The following is a 15,990-nucleotide window of genomic DNA, read 5'->3' as shown; positions in this document are numbered from 1 at the left end:
AAAACTGAACACCCATGTTACCTATTTGCATCTAAAATACTAGATGTTGTGGTTACCGCTTGACACGCACTATTAACAGCGCTACCTTCGCCTCTGCAGCACTTTTCAAGCTGGCAAAAAGGTCTCACCGGATGATCCTGACAACGCACAAGCAACGATGTTCCGGTATCCAGCCAGTTCCGAGCAGCTCTTTCCCAGACTCGCTTTAGGGCTTTTCTCGCGGCGCATACGCGCTCGCATCTGGCTTTTTGCCGCCAGAAAACAGCAAGGATGCTCTTCCATGGGCATCAAAAATCTGTATCCATGATGGAGGAAGTACCATGGCCGAGGCCACCAAGAAGATCACCAGCTCCCCAGCCTCCGAGGCCGCGCAGGCGAAAACCGCAGCCCTCAAATTCAGCCGCGTCTTCTCTAAAGCCGGCGTCTCCCCCTACGACGAGATCCAGTGGGAACGCCGCACCGCGTCCATCACCGACGCGGCCGGCAAGACCATCTTCGAGCAGAAAGACGTCGAAGTGCCCATCGACTGGTCGATGACCGCGACCAACATCGTCGCCAGCAAGTACCTGCACGGCCAGCTCGGCACGCCCGAACGCGAAACCGGCGTGCGCCAGCTGATCGGGCGCGTGGCTGAGACCATCCGCGACTGGGGCCTGGCCAACGGCTACTTCTCCACGCCCGAAGACGCCGCCGTCTTCCACGACGAGCTCGCACACCTGCTCGTGACGCAGAAAGCCGCCTTCAACTCGCCCGTCTGGTTCAACGTAGGCTGCGACCGCCTCGAACCCAACTCCGACGCGCAGAACTGGCACTGGAATCAGCACACTTGCGCCGTCGAATTTTCCGTGACCGGCTACCGCAAGCCGCAGTGCTCGGCCTGCTTCATCAACGCCGTCGACGACTCGCTCGACTCCATCCTCACCCTTGCCAAGACTGAAGGCATGCTCTTCAAGTGGGGATCGGGCACCGGCACCAACCTGTCTCCGATCCGCGGATCTATGGAACTCCTGTCAGGCGGCGGCACCGCTTCCGGCCCGCTCAGCTTCATGCGCGGCTTCGACGCCTTCGCGGGAGTCATCAAGTCCGGCGGCAAGACCCGCCGCGCCGCAAAGATGGTCATCCTCAACGTCGACCATCCCGACATCCTCGACTTCGTCGAATGCAAGATGAAGGAAGAAGCCAAGGCCTGGGCGCTGATGCGCGAGGGCTACGACGGCTCCTCGGGCCCTGACTCCGAAGCCTACAGCTCCATCTTCTTCCAGAACGCCAACAACTCCGTCCGCGTCACCGATGAGTTCATGCGCGCCGTAGAAAAAGACGGCGAGTTCACCACCTACACCGTCAAGGACCACATCCCCGTCGAGACCCGCAAGGCGCGCGACATCATGCACAAGATCGCCGAAGCCACCTGGCAGTGCGGCGACCCCGGCATGCAGTACGACTCGACCATCAACCGCTGGCACACCTCAAAGAACACCGCGCGCATCAATGCCTCGAACCCCTGCTCCGAGTACATGTTCCTCGACAACTCGGCCTGCAACCTGTCGAGCTTCAACCTGCTCAAATTTGTAACGCCCGCAGGCACATTTGATATCGCCGCCTACCGTCACGCCATCGACGTCATGATCACTGCGATGGAAATCCTGGTCGATAACTCCGGCTACCCCACCGAATCCATCGCGCGCAATTCGCATGACTACCGTCCGCTTGGCCTCGGCTATGCCAACCTCGGCGCGCTGCTCATGGCCTTCGGTCTGCCCTATGACTCCGATGCCGGACGCGACTTCGCCGCCACCCTCACCGCCATCATGTGCGGCGAGGCCTATCTGCAGTCGTCGCGCATCGCTGAACGGTGCCCGGCGCTGGCCTCAGCCACGCCCCTCACGGCTACAGCCGAACATCAGGGCGGAGCCTGCCCCGGCTACTACATCAACCGCGAGCCGTTCCTCGACGTCATCCGCATGCACCGCGCCGAGGTAAACAAAATCGGGAAGTCGAAAAATAATAGTGTCATCCTGAGCGAAGCGCGTAGCGCTGAGTCGAAGGACCTGCGGTTAGAACCCTTCGTCGTGCCCCAACTCGACGCCCTCATCGAAGCCAGCAAAGACTGCTGGGACAAGGCTCTCGCCCACGGCGAGAAGCACGGCTACCGCAATTCGCAGGTCACCGTCCTCGCGCCCACCGGCACCATCGGCTTCATGATGGACTGCGACACCACCGGCATCGAGCCCGACCTCGCTCTCGTCAAGTACAAGAAGCTCGTCGGCGGCGGCATGATCAAGATCGTCAACAACACGGTCCCCGCCGCGCTCTTCAAGCTCGGCTATAACAATGCACAGGTCGACGCCATCGTCAGCTACATCGACGCCACCGGAACCATCGAAGGAGCGCCCGGCGTCAAGCCCGAACATCTCGCAGTCTTCGACTGCTCCTTCAAGCCGGCCAAGGGCACGCGCTCCATTCACTACATGGGCCACGTCAAAATGATGGCCGCCACGCAACCGTTCTTGTCAGGTGCCATCTCGAAGACCGTCAACCTGCCGCACGACTGCTCCGTCGACGAAGTGGCCGAGGCTTACCTCGAAAGCTGGCGCCAGGGCCTCAAGGCCGTTGCCATCTACCGCGACGGATCGAAGGGCGCGCAGCCGCTCAACGTCTCCGACGGCAACAAGGCGAAGGAAATCAGGCACGAAGCCTCGGCGACCGATCAATCTGCGGAACGCGTCTTAGCTGCGATCGCGTCAGGCAAGACCGCACCCGAAGCCGACCTCAAGACCCTCGAAGCCAAAGTCTCCGAGAAGATCGAAGTCACCGCCCGTCAGCTGCTCGACGCAACCAACGCCTTCACCGCCGCCCTCGCTACTCTTGCCACGAATGCCGCAGATGCCACGCGAAGCGATTCGCGGCCCGCGCAGGGCCCACCCAGAGCCGTTCGTCATCGCCTGCCCGAAGAGCGCGCCTCGCTGACCCACAAGTTCGGCATCGCCGGACACGAGGGCTACATCACCGTCGGCCTCTACCCCAACGGCGAGCCCGGCGAAATCTTCATCCGCATGGCCAAGGAAGGCTCGACCGTCTCCGGCCTTATGGACAGCTTCGCCACCGCCACCTCGCTCGCCCTGCAACACGGAGTGCCGCTCAAAGTCCTGTGCGAAAAGTTCGCGCACTCGCGCTTCGAGCCCTCCGGCTGGACCGGCAACGAGCACATCGGCTTCGCCAAATCCATCATGGATTACATCTTCCGCTGGCTCCAGTTGCGCTTCCTCTCCGGCCAGCAACTCTCGCTATTCGCCGGACTCGCGCCTGCCGCAAGCCCCGAAGCCGCACCCGGCCTAGTCACTCCCGCCGGTTCCACAAGAGATGTCATCCTGAGCGAGCAAAGCGAGTCGAGGGACCCGCGGTTCTCCCCCGAGCAGCACGCCTCCACGCGCGGAATGGGAGCAACCGCAGCCCCGCAAGGCGGAATCCTCTCCGACCTCGCTGCCAGCACCGAAAAGGGTGAACTGCATTTACAAGATAGAGGCATCTATCACGCCGCCGACGCCATGAAGGACCTCTACGACATGGGCGACGCCCCCAGCTGCCACACTTGCGGAGCCATCATGGTCCGCAACGGAAGCTGCTACCGCTGCATGTCCTGCGGTTCAACCAGCGGCTGTTCCTAGCCAGAAGGGCAATCGCGGCTTCGCGCCGCGACATAGAATACCAAAAGCCCGGTCCCGCGCTGGGCTTTTTCACTGCGATGTCATCCTGAGTGAAGCGTAGCAAAATCGAAGGGTCCGCAGCATAAGACAAACAAATGCCGCAAACCGTCTGCCTCAGATCATCACGATACACGTGTAAGATGGTTTACTAATTTGTCTATGCTATGAAAAAAAGACGGAAACCAAAAGCATCAACTTTACATCATGCAAATATCCTATCGAGAAGACTAGGCGCAGCGATCTTAGAAAGCCTTGTGACCTTCTTCTCATCCATATACACCCTTAGGCAATTTGTTGAAGAGGTAAATAACGGATTTATTCAGAACAAAACTCTATCGTCCAAAATGTCAGCCAAGGTAAATAAGGCCATAAAAACTAAGGGCACTTGTGATGACCGTGAAATCGAACCTGGGCCTGAAGAGACAAAAGTAGAGTTAACACTTGAAGAAGCGAAATTGTTAAATAGATTTCTCAATAAGGAAATCAGCGAGAGTGTTAGTTCACAAAACTTATTATCCGAGATGGCATTTATCTACTTGATCGCGCTGTTTGACGCAATCATGAGTGACATACTGATGTTGGTTTTCGTAAGACAGCCGAAGATATTGTCTTCGAGTAAACAACTCAAGTACGAAAAGATTATCCAATTGATAAACGACGACATTGATATTGTTGACTACATGGCGAAACGCGAATCGCATGAATTCGCTTACAAGTCGTTGGAAGAGCGAATAAGGTTTTATCAAGAAAAGTTCAACATTGACTTGGCGCAAAGCGGGGTTACAGCGATGGAGCTACTTAGGATAGCGACTGACAGAAATTTCCTCGTACACCACAATGGAAAGATCAATGATGCCTACTTGGAGATCTTGCCCGACACTAAATATAAAGTTGGACAGAGAGTGGTAATTACCACTAAAGAGTGGCTACGAGCCGTAGACCAAATTGGGGAAGTAGTATGCTTTTTCGGCATAGCAATGATCAAGAAATTCGATCCACAATTTGTGATTAATGAGGATGTCGTAAAAAAACTTATTCCTCAAGAAGAAGATTCCAGCATGATGTGGGAGTCAATAGGGCGTGGCACGCGGAAAAACAGTTTGATGGACATGGTTCGATCTCGATCAGGCGGGGTGGCCCATTCAAGCCCTCCTTCGGCTTGAGCGGGTGCAAATTTGACGTTGTGAATAGCAGTCAACACAGGCGATATGCTCACTATTGCCCATTCTCAGCATCTTAGGAAGGCATGAATTGTAGGGTTGGGTTTGATTTCCGATTTGAGAGTTGTCCGACGCTCTTCTTTTTAGATCGGTGATTACCCCTTCGCGAGCTGACAAAGTCGATTTTGAGAATGCACTCGTCCACTCTGGGAAGAGGCCATCTTTCCCGGAGACTGCTCAAAGGCTCTTCGCCATTCAGGATGAATGGGAGTCTTGCATCAATCATTCTCCTGGGGTACACTCTTCGCGGTCACTATCTCCCCCCCAAGATTCAAATTGACAACTGTGCTTGAGTGTTATCGTCTACAAAACCTCAAGACACACTAAGGACCTCCATGCCCCGGCGGAACGACTTTGTCTTCGTCTCAGTGGAAACTTGCGCGGAATCAGTTTCGTGTAACACGTTGGTAAAGCTGGTGTTTTCCAAACAGATCCATCGTATCTGTTTATCGCTTGTCTTCGCGGCTGCTTTCATCTTCGGCACAGGTACAGCCCAGTCACAAAGCATTTCGGCTGATTTTGGCAATCGAAGCGGGTCCACGCCCCTCGTGCCCAATGGAATATTCGCTGTTGAGGGAATAGGATCCGCGTTAGTCGACCCAGGCACAATCAACAGGGTGACGGGAGTCGGCCTCAACCAAACACGCGTTAGAGTCTTGATGCAGGAGGTTTATGCAACGACGACTCCGAACTTTGGTGTTCTTGATTCCGCAATGGAGCTAATGAAGTCTGCGGGGGTTCATCCAATAGCTGTCATCTATGGGACCCCACCCTCCCTTGGATCAACCTCTTGCTCTCCGCCCTCCAATATTGGGACTTGGGGGCAGATGGCAGCATCGATCGTGGCCCATCTAAATCAGAATTTCCCTGGCATGGTGGAGGACTACGAGATATGGAACGAGCCGGAACTGTCCACGTCTCTGTGCATTAGTGATGCCACTACTCGACTTAATACGTATCTCACAATTTTCTATGATGCTGCTGCAGCAATGCAGGCCCAGGCGAAGGCCGATGGTCGACCTATTCGCACAGGCGGTCCTACGATATCTCAGCTTTCTCTGGCGCCGACCTGGATTCCAGCGCTTCTCAATAATGCAAATACGGCGCCCTATGTCGGTTTCGTCAGTTTCCATCTCTATATCACGGGTCAATACGACATTAACAATGGGATGACTTGGTCCGACTTGTACTCAGTTACTCAGTCCAGTACGCGTGGATTGGCACATTACTATCAGGTGATCGAACCTTTGGTGCGGGCCGGTAAACAGCCATACCCCGCATCGACCCCGATTTACCTCACTGAATACAATGACAATTGGTGGCATGGAGTTGACTGCTGCCGCAACAACGCTACTTACGGATCGTTATGGAACACCCTGGCAATTACTGATTTTCTGAATACGGTATATAGCGGCGCCACGGCAGTTCCAACCTACCTCACCTACTATAGTTCACAGGGAAAAAACTTTTGCGTTATAGGTGAGTGGAACTCTAACATGGATTGCAATCCAGCGGCGTTGGAGCCATATCCTCAATTCTATGCATTTGCATTGTTTGCGTCGCCCGATTATCTGGACTTGCAAGCTGGCGGATATATGGCGGCTTCCGTTTCTCCCGCAAGTTCAACAAGCGGCCTCTCGGCGACTGCTTTCTACACGAGTACGGCGGACAATGTGGTCGTCATCAACCCCACCTCCACTAATTACAGTACTGTCACCGTGAATCTCACAAATCCGGGAATTACATCGCCGAACGGAGAGATATATCTTCTGGATGCCTCGCACGGAAAAATCTCCAATCAGGCTGCCACCATCTATGCGATATCGGGAGGCTACTCGGTAAAAGTTCAAGTACCTCCATACTCGACCGTTGCCGTTTCTGTGAAAAACAGCATGGCCGGAAGTGCCCCAAAGGCAGTACTGACCGTATCACCGCAAAGCGGAACGCATCCGTTAGCGGTTTACATGGATTCATCAGGCAGCCAGCGTGGAGGAAGCGCCATTATTGGCAGGACCATCGATTTTGGTGATCATCATTGGGTAAATGGGACGCCAACAATATGGCATAGCTACACTATTCCCGGAACTTACACTGTCCGCCTTACCCTCAGAGACCAGAACGGGCAACTCTCTACGGCAAGCAGCGATGTGACTGTCCACTAAAAGCAATGGCGGCATGTTATTTCGCATCGCTAAAACCTGCAAAATTGATTTTGAGTAAAAGAAGGTCTTACGATTGCCACGCAGAAATCAAAAGAAACGTCCGCTTGTGCGGGCGTTTTTCATTTCCACCAAATACCATCCGTTCCCCGAATCCGGCTGAAGGAGAGCCTCTACTGTTTACCGCTCACTTGCGCCACTTGATGGTGCCTTGACGGCTGAACCTGCACTTGCTCATTCTGATCCTTAGCTGAAGGCGTCAGCTTCCGCAGAATAAACTCCTGAATCAGGTTATCGGCCATGTTGGCGGCAACGTCGATCGCGAAGCCCTGGAATACCAGTCCTGGGCCACGGTTCGACTCCGGATAATAGAGTTCGGAGATGGCTCCCGAGGCCAGATATCCGCCGAGACTGGAATAGTTCGGCTGTTTGTGCCCATTGTCGCCCATGCAGACGAACGAACTGGAGATCGCATGCAGGGCGCGCGACTTCTTCGTGCCCGTGCCCTGGTAGAAGTAGCGCGGGTCCTGATGCAGGATCGAGGGCAGAATGGCCCCGCCGATAAAAACGTCCGTCAGGCCGTCCGCATAGTTGGCTCCGAAACGCTGGCCGTAGCCCTTCCAACCCTGCTGGTAATCCGGCGTATCGCCCGCCTGATCGAGGGCGGAAATGAAAGCGACGCCGAGGAGGGTAATGGGATCGATCGAGGTGCGAAGCGCGAGACGAAACTTCAGTTTCGCGGTGAGTGGCGCGGGGTTCTTGTCATACACAACATAAAAATTAGGGATGACTCCCAGGATGCGCTGCTTTTCTTCGACTTCAACCTGCTGCGTCGCAATCTGCTCGGAGTTTGGAACCACGGCCACTGTTGTGACTGCCACCGCAATCGCGAGCTTAACGTCCTTCAGTTCCAGATACTGTCCCGGCGTAAGGGTGATCTCGGGCGAGGTCCAGTTGGAGAAGCCTGTCTGGCTGACGGTGACGTGATATGGAACTGCCGCCTTGACGTTGGTGAACTGAAAGAAGCCGCTGTCGCTCGCCTGCACAGTCCGCTGGCCGCTTGAAGCGGGGCTTTCAAGAACAATAGTCGCCCCGGGAACAATGTCGTGCCGCACGTCCGTGACCGTGCCGATGATCGTACCAGTCTGCGGCTCGGGCGCCGGGATATCCTCGGCCGCCGCTATGCGTAGCACGAATGCACACATAAAAGCACAGATAACTAGTTTGATACGCATTGTCTATCTGACAACGCTTCGGGCCCCTTGGGTGCAAAAAAAGCTATTCATAAATCGCTGGGGGCCGCGCCGATCTGTCAAGCCCTTACGATGGTAAATTTTTCGCGCAAATAAAAGAAGATAGGAGACTTAAAGGTATTGGCATTTGGCATAATATTTCGCCAAACCTGCTTAACCTGGAAATAGGTGAATATATGACCGTGCATCAAGACGCTTCAGAACCTGAGAATGCGGGAATAGGACAGAAATGAGAGGATCACTCCGACCATCAGCACGACAACAGAGCTGAGGAACCAGCGAAGAGTCTTGTGGTATTCGCTTTCGTCGTCATCTTCAATCTGCAGGGATCGCCACAGCGTAACCATCTGCAACACGATCGACAGCGCCATAAGCAGCGCTGCGATCACTGCAGAAGCGCTCCATGCCCCCGGCAGCTCGAAATTCCAGAAGCGCATAAACAGCAGCGAGAACCCCAGCAGCACAGTGATTGCCGTAATGATTCCCTGGCGGTATCCAATGGGCAGGGGCGTGCGCTGGCGCTCCCGGCGCAATTCCTGAGGTTGTTCTTCAGGCATGGCTTCTCTCCCGGCTGATCGACGAAATCAATCTATACGATAGCGGCTGTCACCTTGCAATTCCGGAAAAGAAAAGCCCCGCACAAGGCGGGGCTTTGAGTTATAGGGTTGAATGCCAGTCTTATTCGGCAGCCATTTCTTCGGCTTCGCCTTCCTGGCGCATCATTTCCAGTTCGCGCTCGGCGGCTTCGTAGGCCTCGCTCACTTCCTGCTGGACTTTGGCTGCCGCTTCCTCCAGCTCCGGTGAGAGCGAGATGTTGCGGTAGTATTCCATGCCGGTTCCAGCCGGGATGAGCCGCCCGACGATGACGTTCTCCTTGAGGCCGCGCAGGTTGTCGACGGCGCCGTTGATGGATGCCTCGGTCAGCACGCGTGTGGTCTCCTGGAAGCTGGCCGCCGAAATGAAGCTTTCGGTGGACAGCGACGCCTTGGTGATGCCAAGCAGCAGCGGACGGCCTGTGGCCGGACGTCCACCATTCGAGATGGCGCGCTCGTTCTCGACGCGGAATCGGAACTTATCAATCTGTTGTTCGAGCAGGAAGTTAGTGTCGCCAACTTCTTCGACCTTTACCCAGCGCAGCATCTGGCGGACGATGGTCTCGATGTGCTTATCCGAGATGGCCACGCCCTGGAGACGGTAGACTTCCTGGATTTCGTTCACCAGGTAAGCCTGCAGTTCCTTCTCGCCGAGCACGGCGAGAATGTCGTGCGGGTTGAGCGGTCCATCCATCAGCGGCTCGCCGGCGCGCAGGCGTTCACCTTCCTGCACGTTGACGTGGACGCCACGAGGCACCGAGTATTCCTTCTCCTCGCCATTGTCAGCGGTAACGTAGATCTTGCGCTGTCCCTTGCTGACTTCGCCGAACTTCACTACGCCGTCAATTTCAGAGATGATGGCGGTTTCGCGCGGCTTGCGGGCTTCGAAGAGCTCGACAACACGAGGCAGACCGCCGGTGATGTCCTTAGTGCGCGTGGTTTCGCGCGGAATCTTGGCAAGGACATCGCCGGGGAAGACTTCGTCACCATCCTGGATCATGAGGTGGGCACGCGAAGGCATCAGGTAACGCTTGTTGCCCTTGCCGCCCTTGATCAGGATGGCCGGCTGTCGCTTCTCATCCGGCGAGTCGCCGACCACGAGACGCGAGAGACCCGTGACTTCATCGACTTCTTCATGCAGGGTAATGCCTTCCTGCAAGTCTTTGAACTGAACCGTCCCGCCGATTTCCGTGAGGATGGCGAAGGTGTACGGATCCCACTCAACCATCGACTGGCCAAGCTCGATCTTCTGACCTTCTTCCACCTTCAGCTTCGCGCCGTAGACAACCTGGTAGCGCTCCTTCTCGCGGCCACGATCATCGACAACCGCAATTGATCCCGACCGGTTCATGGCAACCAGGTCGCCACCCTTCGAGCGGACAGTGACCATGTTGATGAAGCGGATCGTGCCGGCATTCTTAGCATCGAGCTTCGACTGCTCCGAGACGCGCGATGCCGTACCGCCGATGTGGAAGGTACGCATCGTGAGCTGCGTTCCCGGCTCGCCGATCGACTGCGCCGCGATGACGCCAACAGCTTCACCAAGTTCCACCATCTTGCCCGAGCCGAGATTGCGGCCATAGCAGTGGATGCAGACGCCACGCTTGGATTCGCAGGTGAGCACGGAACGAATCTTGACGCGCTCGATGCCGGCTGCCTGAATCTGCGAAGCGAGGTCTTCGGTGATTTCCTGGTTCACGTCAACGATGACGTTGCCTTCGTAGTCCTTAATCTTTTCGAGGGACACGCGGCCGATGATGCGGTCACGCAGCGGCTCGATAATCTCGCCCGACTCGACGATCGGAGTCACATAGATGCCTTCGACCGTTCCGCAATCACGTTCGCTGACAATGACGTCCTGCGCCACGTCTACCAGACGGCGGGTCAGGTAGCCGGAGTCAGCGGTCTTAAGAGCGGTGTCAGCCAGACCTTTACGCGCGCCATGCGTCGAGATGAAGTATTCGAGCACGGTCAGGCCCTCACGGAAGTTCGCCGTGATGGGAGTCTCGATGATTTCGCCCGACGGCTTGGCCATAAGGCCGCGCATGCCGGAGAGCTGACGAATCTGCTGCTTCGATCCACGAGCGCCGGAATCGGCCATGATGTAAATTGGGTTCATGGCCCCTTCCTTGTCGGCGTTCTTCATGTTGTTGAACATTTCGTCGGCAACCTTTTCCGTCACGGACGACCACAGCTGAATGACCTTGTTGTTGCGCTCGCCGTTGGTGATCGCGCCGTCGAGGTACTGCTGCTGCACGGCGAAACGCTGCTTTTCCGCATCGCGCACAACACCATACTTCGTCTCCGGAATGACCATGTCATCCAGGCCGACGGAGAGGCCGGAGCGCGTCGCAAACTGGAAGCCCAGTTCCTTGATGCGGTCGAGCATCTTGACCGTGGTCTCAAGGCCGAGGTTCAGGTAACAGTAATTGACCAGCTGGCCGATGCCCTTCTTCTTGAGAAGGCCATTGACATACGGCATACCTTCAGGAAGTGCGTCGTTCAGGATGGCGCGTCCGACGGTGGTTGAGATGTATTGCTTGTCGTACTCGACCGGCTCGGTGTGCGTCAGGTCCTGATCGTCATACGCGGTGGTCATGTCGAGGACAGACCCGGTGTAGCGCAGGCGGATCGGCGTGAGCGTCTCGATTTCCTTGGCCTCAAGGGCCATCAGCACTTCTTCGGTGTTCGCGAAGACGCGGCCTTCACCCTTGGCACCCTTCTTGGCCTTGGTCAGGTAGTAGAGACCGAGCACCATGTCCTGCGTAGGAACGGTAATCGGCTGGCCTGACGCCGGCGACAGGATGTTGTGCGAAGCGAGCATGAGCACGCTGGCTTCCACCTGCGCTTCCGGCGACAAAGGAATGTGTACGGCCATCTGGTCACCATCGAAGTCCGCGTTGAAAGCGGTGCAGACGAGCGGGTGAATCTTAATGGCTTTGCCTTCCACCAGCACCGGCTCAAACGCCTGAATGCCGAGGCGGTGCAGGGTTGGGGCGCGGTTCAGCAGCACCGGATGGTCCTTGATGACTTCTTCAAGGATGTCCCACACAATCGGCTCCTGCAGCTCGACCATCTCTTTTGCCTGCTTGATGGTCGTGCAGTGGCCCGTCTGCTCGAGGCGGTGATAGATGAAGGGCTTGAAAAGTTCAAGCGCCATTTTCTTCGGCAGTCCGCACTGGTGTAGCTTGAGTTCCGGACCGACCACGATGACCGAACGGCCGGAGTAGTCAACGCGCTTGCCCAGCAGGTTCTGGCGGAAGCGTCCCTGCTTGCCCTTGAGCGTGTCAGAGAGCGACTTCAGCGGGCGGTTGTTCGCGCCACGCAGCACGCGGCCACGGCGGCCGTTATCGAAGAGCGCGTCCACAGCTTCCTGCAACATGCGCTTTTCGTTGCGCACAATCACCTCAGGCGCATGGAGGTCCATGAGCTTCTTGAGACGGTTGTTGCGGTTGATAACGCGGCGATAGAGATCGTTCAGGTCAGAGGTCGCAAAGCGGCCGCCATCCAGTGGCACAAGAGGACGCAACTCCGGAGGAATGACTGGGAGCACGTCGAGAATCATCCACTGCGGTTTGTTGCCCGACTTGCGGAATGCCTCGACCACCTTGAGGCGCTTGGAATATTTGAGGCGCTTCTGCAGCGAGGTTTCGGCCTTCATGCGATCGCGCAGCTCGATGGCCAGCTCGTCCACGTTGACGCGCTTGAGCAGTTCCTTGATCGCCTCGGCGCCCATCATGCCCTTAAAGCCGCCGGGACGATACTGCTGGTCAAGCTCGCGGAAGCGGTTCTCGTCCTTGATGATCTCGCGCTCGCGCGTGGGCGAGTCGCCCGGATCGACGACAACGTAGCTCTCGAAATAGAGCACGCTTTCGAGATCGCGCAGAGAGATGTCGAGCAGGTGGCCGATACGCGACGGCAGGCCCTTGAAGAACCAGACATGCGAGCAGGGCGAGGCCAACTCGATGTGTCCGAGGCGCTCGCGGCGTACTTTCGACAGAGTGACTTCAACGCCGCACTTGTCGCAGATGACGCCGCGGTGCTTCATGCGCTTGTACTTGCCGCAGAGGCACTCCCAGTCGGTGACGGGGCCAAAGATGCGGGCGCAGAACAAGCCATCGCGTTCCGGCTTAAAGGTGCGGTAGTTGATGGTTTCCGGCTTGGTGACTTCGCCATGCGACCAGCTGCGAATCTTCTCGGGCGAAGCGAGCGAGATGCGGATAGCATCGAAATCCGTGATCGGGCTGGTTAATTCAAACGGGCTGGAACGGTACAAGGTGACCCTCCTTGCAACTAGCTGCTAGCCCTTAGCTATTAGCTTCTAGCTGCGTTTTACTTCTGTTCACTTCTACGCAACGCTTAATCGCGCTGCTAAAACTTTGACCATTGCCCCGGCTGCTAACCTCTGCTCGAAAGAGCTAAAGGCTAACAGCTAGAGGTAGTAGCTAATCCGCTGCTGCAAATGTAGGCAGCGGCTGCTTCTTCGCGTCAGCGCCTATCTGCTTGATCAGTTCCACGTCAAGGCAGAGCGCCTGCAGCTCGCGGATCAACACATTGAACGATTCCGGCACGCCCGGCTCAATCGCCGCCTCGCCCTTGACGATGGCCTCGTAAATCTTGGTGCGGCCATAAACGTCGTCGGACTTGGCGGTGAGCAGTTCCTGAAGAATGTAGGCTGCGCCGTATGCTTCCAGCGCCCACACTTCCATTTCTCCAAAGCGCTGGCCGCCGAACTGCGCCTTGCCACCCAGCGGCTGCTGCGTGATGAGCGAATACGGCCCGATGGAGCGCGCGTGGATCTTGTCGTCCACCAGGTGCGAGAGCTTGAGCATGTAGATGTAGCCCACCGTTGCTGGCTGTTCGAACTGTTCGCCGGTCATACCGTCATACAGGTCCGTCTTGCCCGAGCTCGGAAGGCCCGCGGCGGCAAGTAGCGCCTTGATCTCCGTCTCCTTGGCGCCGTCAAAAACCGCGGTGCCGAACCAGATGCCCTTCTGCATGCCCAGGCCAATCCGCTTCACCTGCTCGTCATCAAGCTCAAGCAGTTGGCGCAGAGCGGCAGTGCCCGCGAACTTCTCTTTGAAGACTTCGCGAATCGCATTGGCTTCCTGGTGCTGCTTCACGATTTCGGCAACCTGTTCGCCGAGTTCGTGCGCTGCCCAGCCAAGATGCGTTTCGAGAATCTGACCGACGTTCATACGCGAAGGCACGCCGAGTGGGTTGAGAACAATCTCGACCGGCTTGCCATCAGGCAGATACGGCATGTCTTCCTCGGGAAGAATGCGCGCGATAACGCCCTTGTTGCCGTGACGTCCGGCCATCTTGTCGCCGACCGAGAGCTTGCGCTTCATGGCGATGTAGACCTTCACCAGCTTAATGACGCCCGGAGCAAGTTCGTCGCCCTTCTGCAGCTTGCTGATCTTCTCGTTCGTGATCTTGCGCAGAACATCGATCTGGCGCGAGGTCATCTCCTCGATCTCGTCAATCTGCTCATTCACGCGCGGGTCCTTGTCGTTATAGCGGATGCGCTTAAGGTTCTTGGTCGAGATCAGCTCGATGGTGTCGCGGTCGAGAATGGCTCCCTTCACCAGCAGGCGCTTGTTGGTGCGCTCGTCGTGCAGGTCGGCCAGCACTTCCTTGCCGCCGAGGATGCCCTCGAGACGCTTCAGGCGCTCGTCGGTAAGAATACGAATCTCATCGGCGAGGTTCTTTTCGAGCTTCGCCACCTGGTCGGCTTCGATCAGCTTGGCGCGCTCGTCCTTCTCCTGGCCCTTGCGGGAGAAGATGCGGACGTCAACGACCGTTCCTTCAATTCCCGGAGGGCAGGTGAGCGAAGCATCACGAACATCGCCGGCCTTCTCACCGAAGATGGCGCGGAGCAGCTTCTCTTCAGGAGTGAGCTGCGTCTCGCCCTTCGGCGTGACCTTGCCGACGAGGATGTCGTTGTGGCCAATCTTGGCGCCGATGCGGATGATGCCCGACTCGTCGAGATCACGCAGAGCATGCTCCGAGACGTTCGGAATATCGCGCGTGATTTCTTCCGGTCCGAGCTTGGTGTCGCGAGCGACCACGTTCAGCTCTTCGATGTGGATCGACGTATAGCGATCGTCCGCAACGACCTTCTCCGAGATCAGGATCGAGTCTTCGAAGTTGTAGCCGTTCCACGGCATGAACGCGACCAGCATGTTCTGGCCAAGCGCGAGTTCGCCGAGGTCAGTCGATGCGCCATCCGCCAGCACGTCGCCACGCGCAACCTTGTCGCCGACCTTGGCGATCGGACGCTGGTTGATGTTCGTGTTCTGGTTCGAACGCGTGTACTTGATCAGGTTGTAGATGTCCACGCCGACGTCGCCAGCGACGGCTTCGTCGTCGTTCACGCGGATCACCATACGGCCTGCGTCGACGTAATCGACCACACCGCCGCGGAACGCCTGAACCGTCGTACCCGAGTCGACCGCCACCGTACGTTCGATGCCCGTACCGACCACCGCCTTCTCAGGACGCAGACACGGCACCGCCTGGCGCTGCATGTTCGAGCCCATCAACGCGCGGTTCGCGTCGTCGTGCTCGAGGAACGGAATCAGCGAGGCTGCAACCGACACGATCTGCGACGGCGCCACGTCCATGTACTGGATGCGGTCCGGCGTGACCATCAGCGTTTCGCCCGCTTCACGCGACGACACCAGTTCGTCAGTCAGCGTGCCGTCGTCAGCCACTGCCGCGTTCGCCTGAGCGATCACGTAACGGCCTTCTTCGATCGCCGACAGGTAATCGATCTGATCGGTCACCTTGCCGTCCGCCACCTTGCGATACGGCGTTTCGAGGAAGCCGTATTCGTTCAGGTGCGCGTACAGAGCGAGCGAGTTGATCAGACCGATGTTCGGACCTTCCGGCGTTTCGATCGGGCACACGCGGCCGTAGTGGGTCGGATGCACGTCGCGGACTTCGAAGCCTGCGCGCTCGCGCGTCAGACCGCCCGGGCCCAGTGCGGAAACACGGCGCTTGTGCGTGATTTCCGACAGCGGGTTGGTTTGGTCCATGAACTGCGACAGCTGCGACGA

7 protein-coding genes are annotated in these 15,990 nt (G+C 57.1%); 3 read left to right on the top strand and 4 right to left on the bottom strand.

The window, feature by feature from the left end:
- The first annotated feature begins 320 nt into the window (after positions 1-320).
- From VEV40_RS04345 to VEV40_RS04335, 3 genes are all read left to right on the top strand, one after another.
- Positions 321-3,665: a vitamin B12-dependent ribonucleotide reductase gene (locus VEV40_RS04345; RefSeq protein ID WP_324830434.1), complete on the top strand. Its 3,345-nt coding sequence runs from the start codon at positions 321-323 to the stop codon at positions 3,663-3,665.
- Between the two features lie 203 nt (positions 3,666-3,868).
- Positions 3,869-4,867, top strand: a complete 999-nt coding sequence (locus VEV40_RS04340; RefSeq protein WP_324830432.1) for a hypothetical protein — start codon at positions 3,869-3,871, stop codon at positions 4,865-4,867.
- Between the two features lie 392 nt (positions 4,868-5,259).
- The gene (locus VEV40_RS04335) at positions 5,260-7,086 is read left to right on the top strand and encodes a PKD domain-containing protein (protein ID WP_324830431.1); all 1,827 of its coding nucleotides are present in this window, start codon (positions 5,260-5,262) and stop codon (positions 7,084-7,086) included.
- A gap of 170 nt (positions 7,087-7,256) precedes the next feature.
- Here the strand turns inward: VEV40_RS04335 and VEV40_RS04330 are convergent, their stop codons facing one another.
- From VEV40_RS04330 to rpoB, 4 genes are all read right to left on the bottom strand, one after another.
- On the bottom strand, positions 7,257-8,276 hold the full coding sequence (locus tag VEV40_RS04330) for a carboxypeptidase-like regulatory domain-containing protein (RefSeq protein WP_324830429.1): 1,020 nt from the start codon (positions 8,274-8,276) through the stop codon (positions 7,257-7,259).
- A gap of 257 nt (positions 8,277-8,533) precedes the next feature.
- Positions 8,534-8,893, bottom strand: a complete 360-nt coding sequence (locus tag VEV40_RS04325) for a hypothetical protein (protein ID WP_324830427.1) — start codon at positions 8,891-8,893, stop codon at positions 8,534-8,536.
- Between the two features lie 121 nt (positions 8,894-9,014).
- Entirely contained in the window at positions 9,015-13,205 is a 4,191-nt protein-coding gene (gene rpoC / locus VEV40_RS04320; RefSeq protein ID WP_324830426.1) for a DNA-directed RNA polymerase subunit beta', read from the bottom strand.
- A gap of 169 nt (positions 13,206-13,374) precedes the next feature.
- A partial coding sequence (gene rpoB, locus VEV40_RS04315; RefSeq protein WP_324830425.1) for a DNA-directed RNA polymerase subunit beta occupies positions 13,375-15,990 on the bottom strand: 2,616 nt, incomplete at its 5' end.

It is taken from the genome of Alloacidobacterium sp., from assembly GCF_035631355.1.
In the GTDB taxonomy this organism is placed as follows: Bacteria; Acidobacteriota; Terriglobia; order Terriglobales; family Acidobacteriaceae; genus Alloacidobacterium.
The sequence above is the reverse complement of the archived record's forward strand: the minus strand, read 5'-3'. Positions and strand labels throughout refer to the sequence as shown.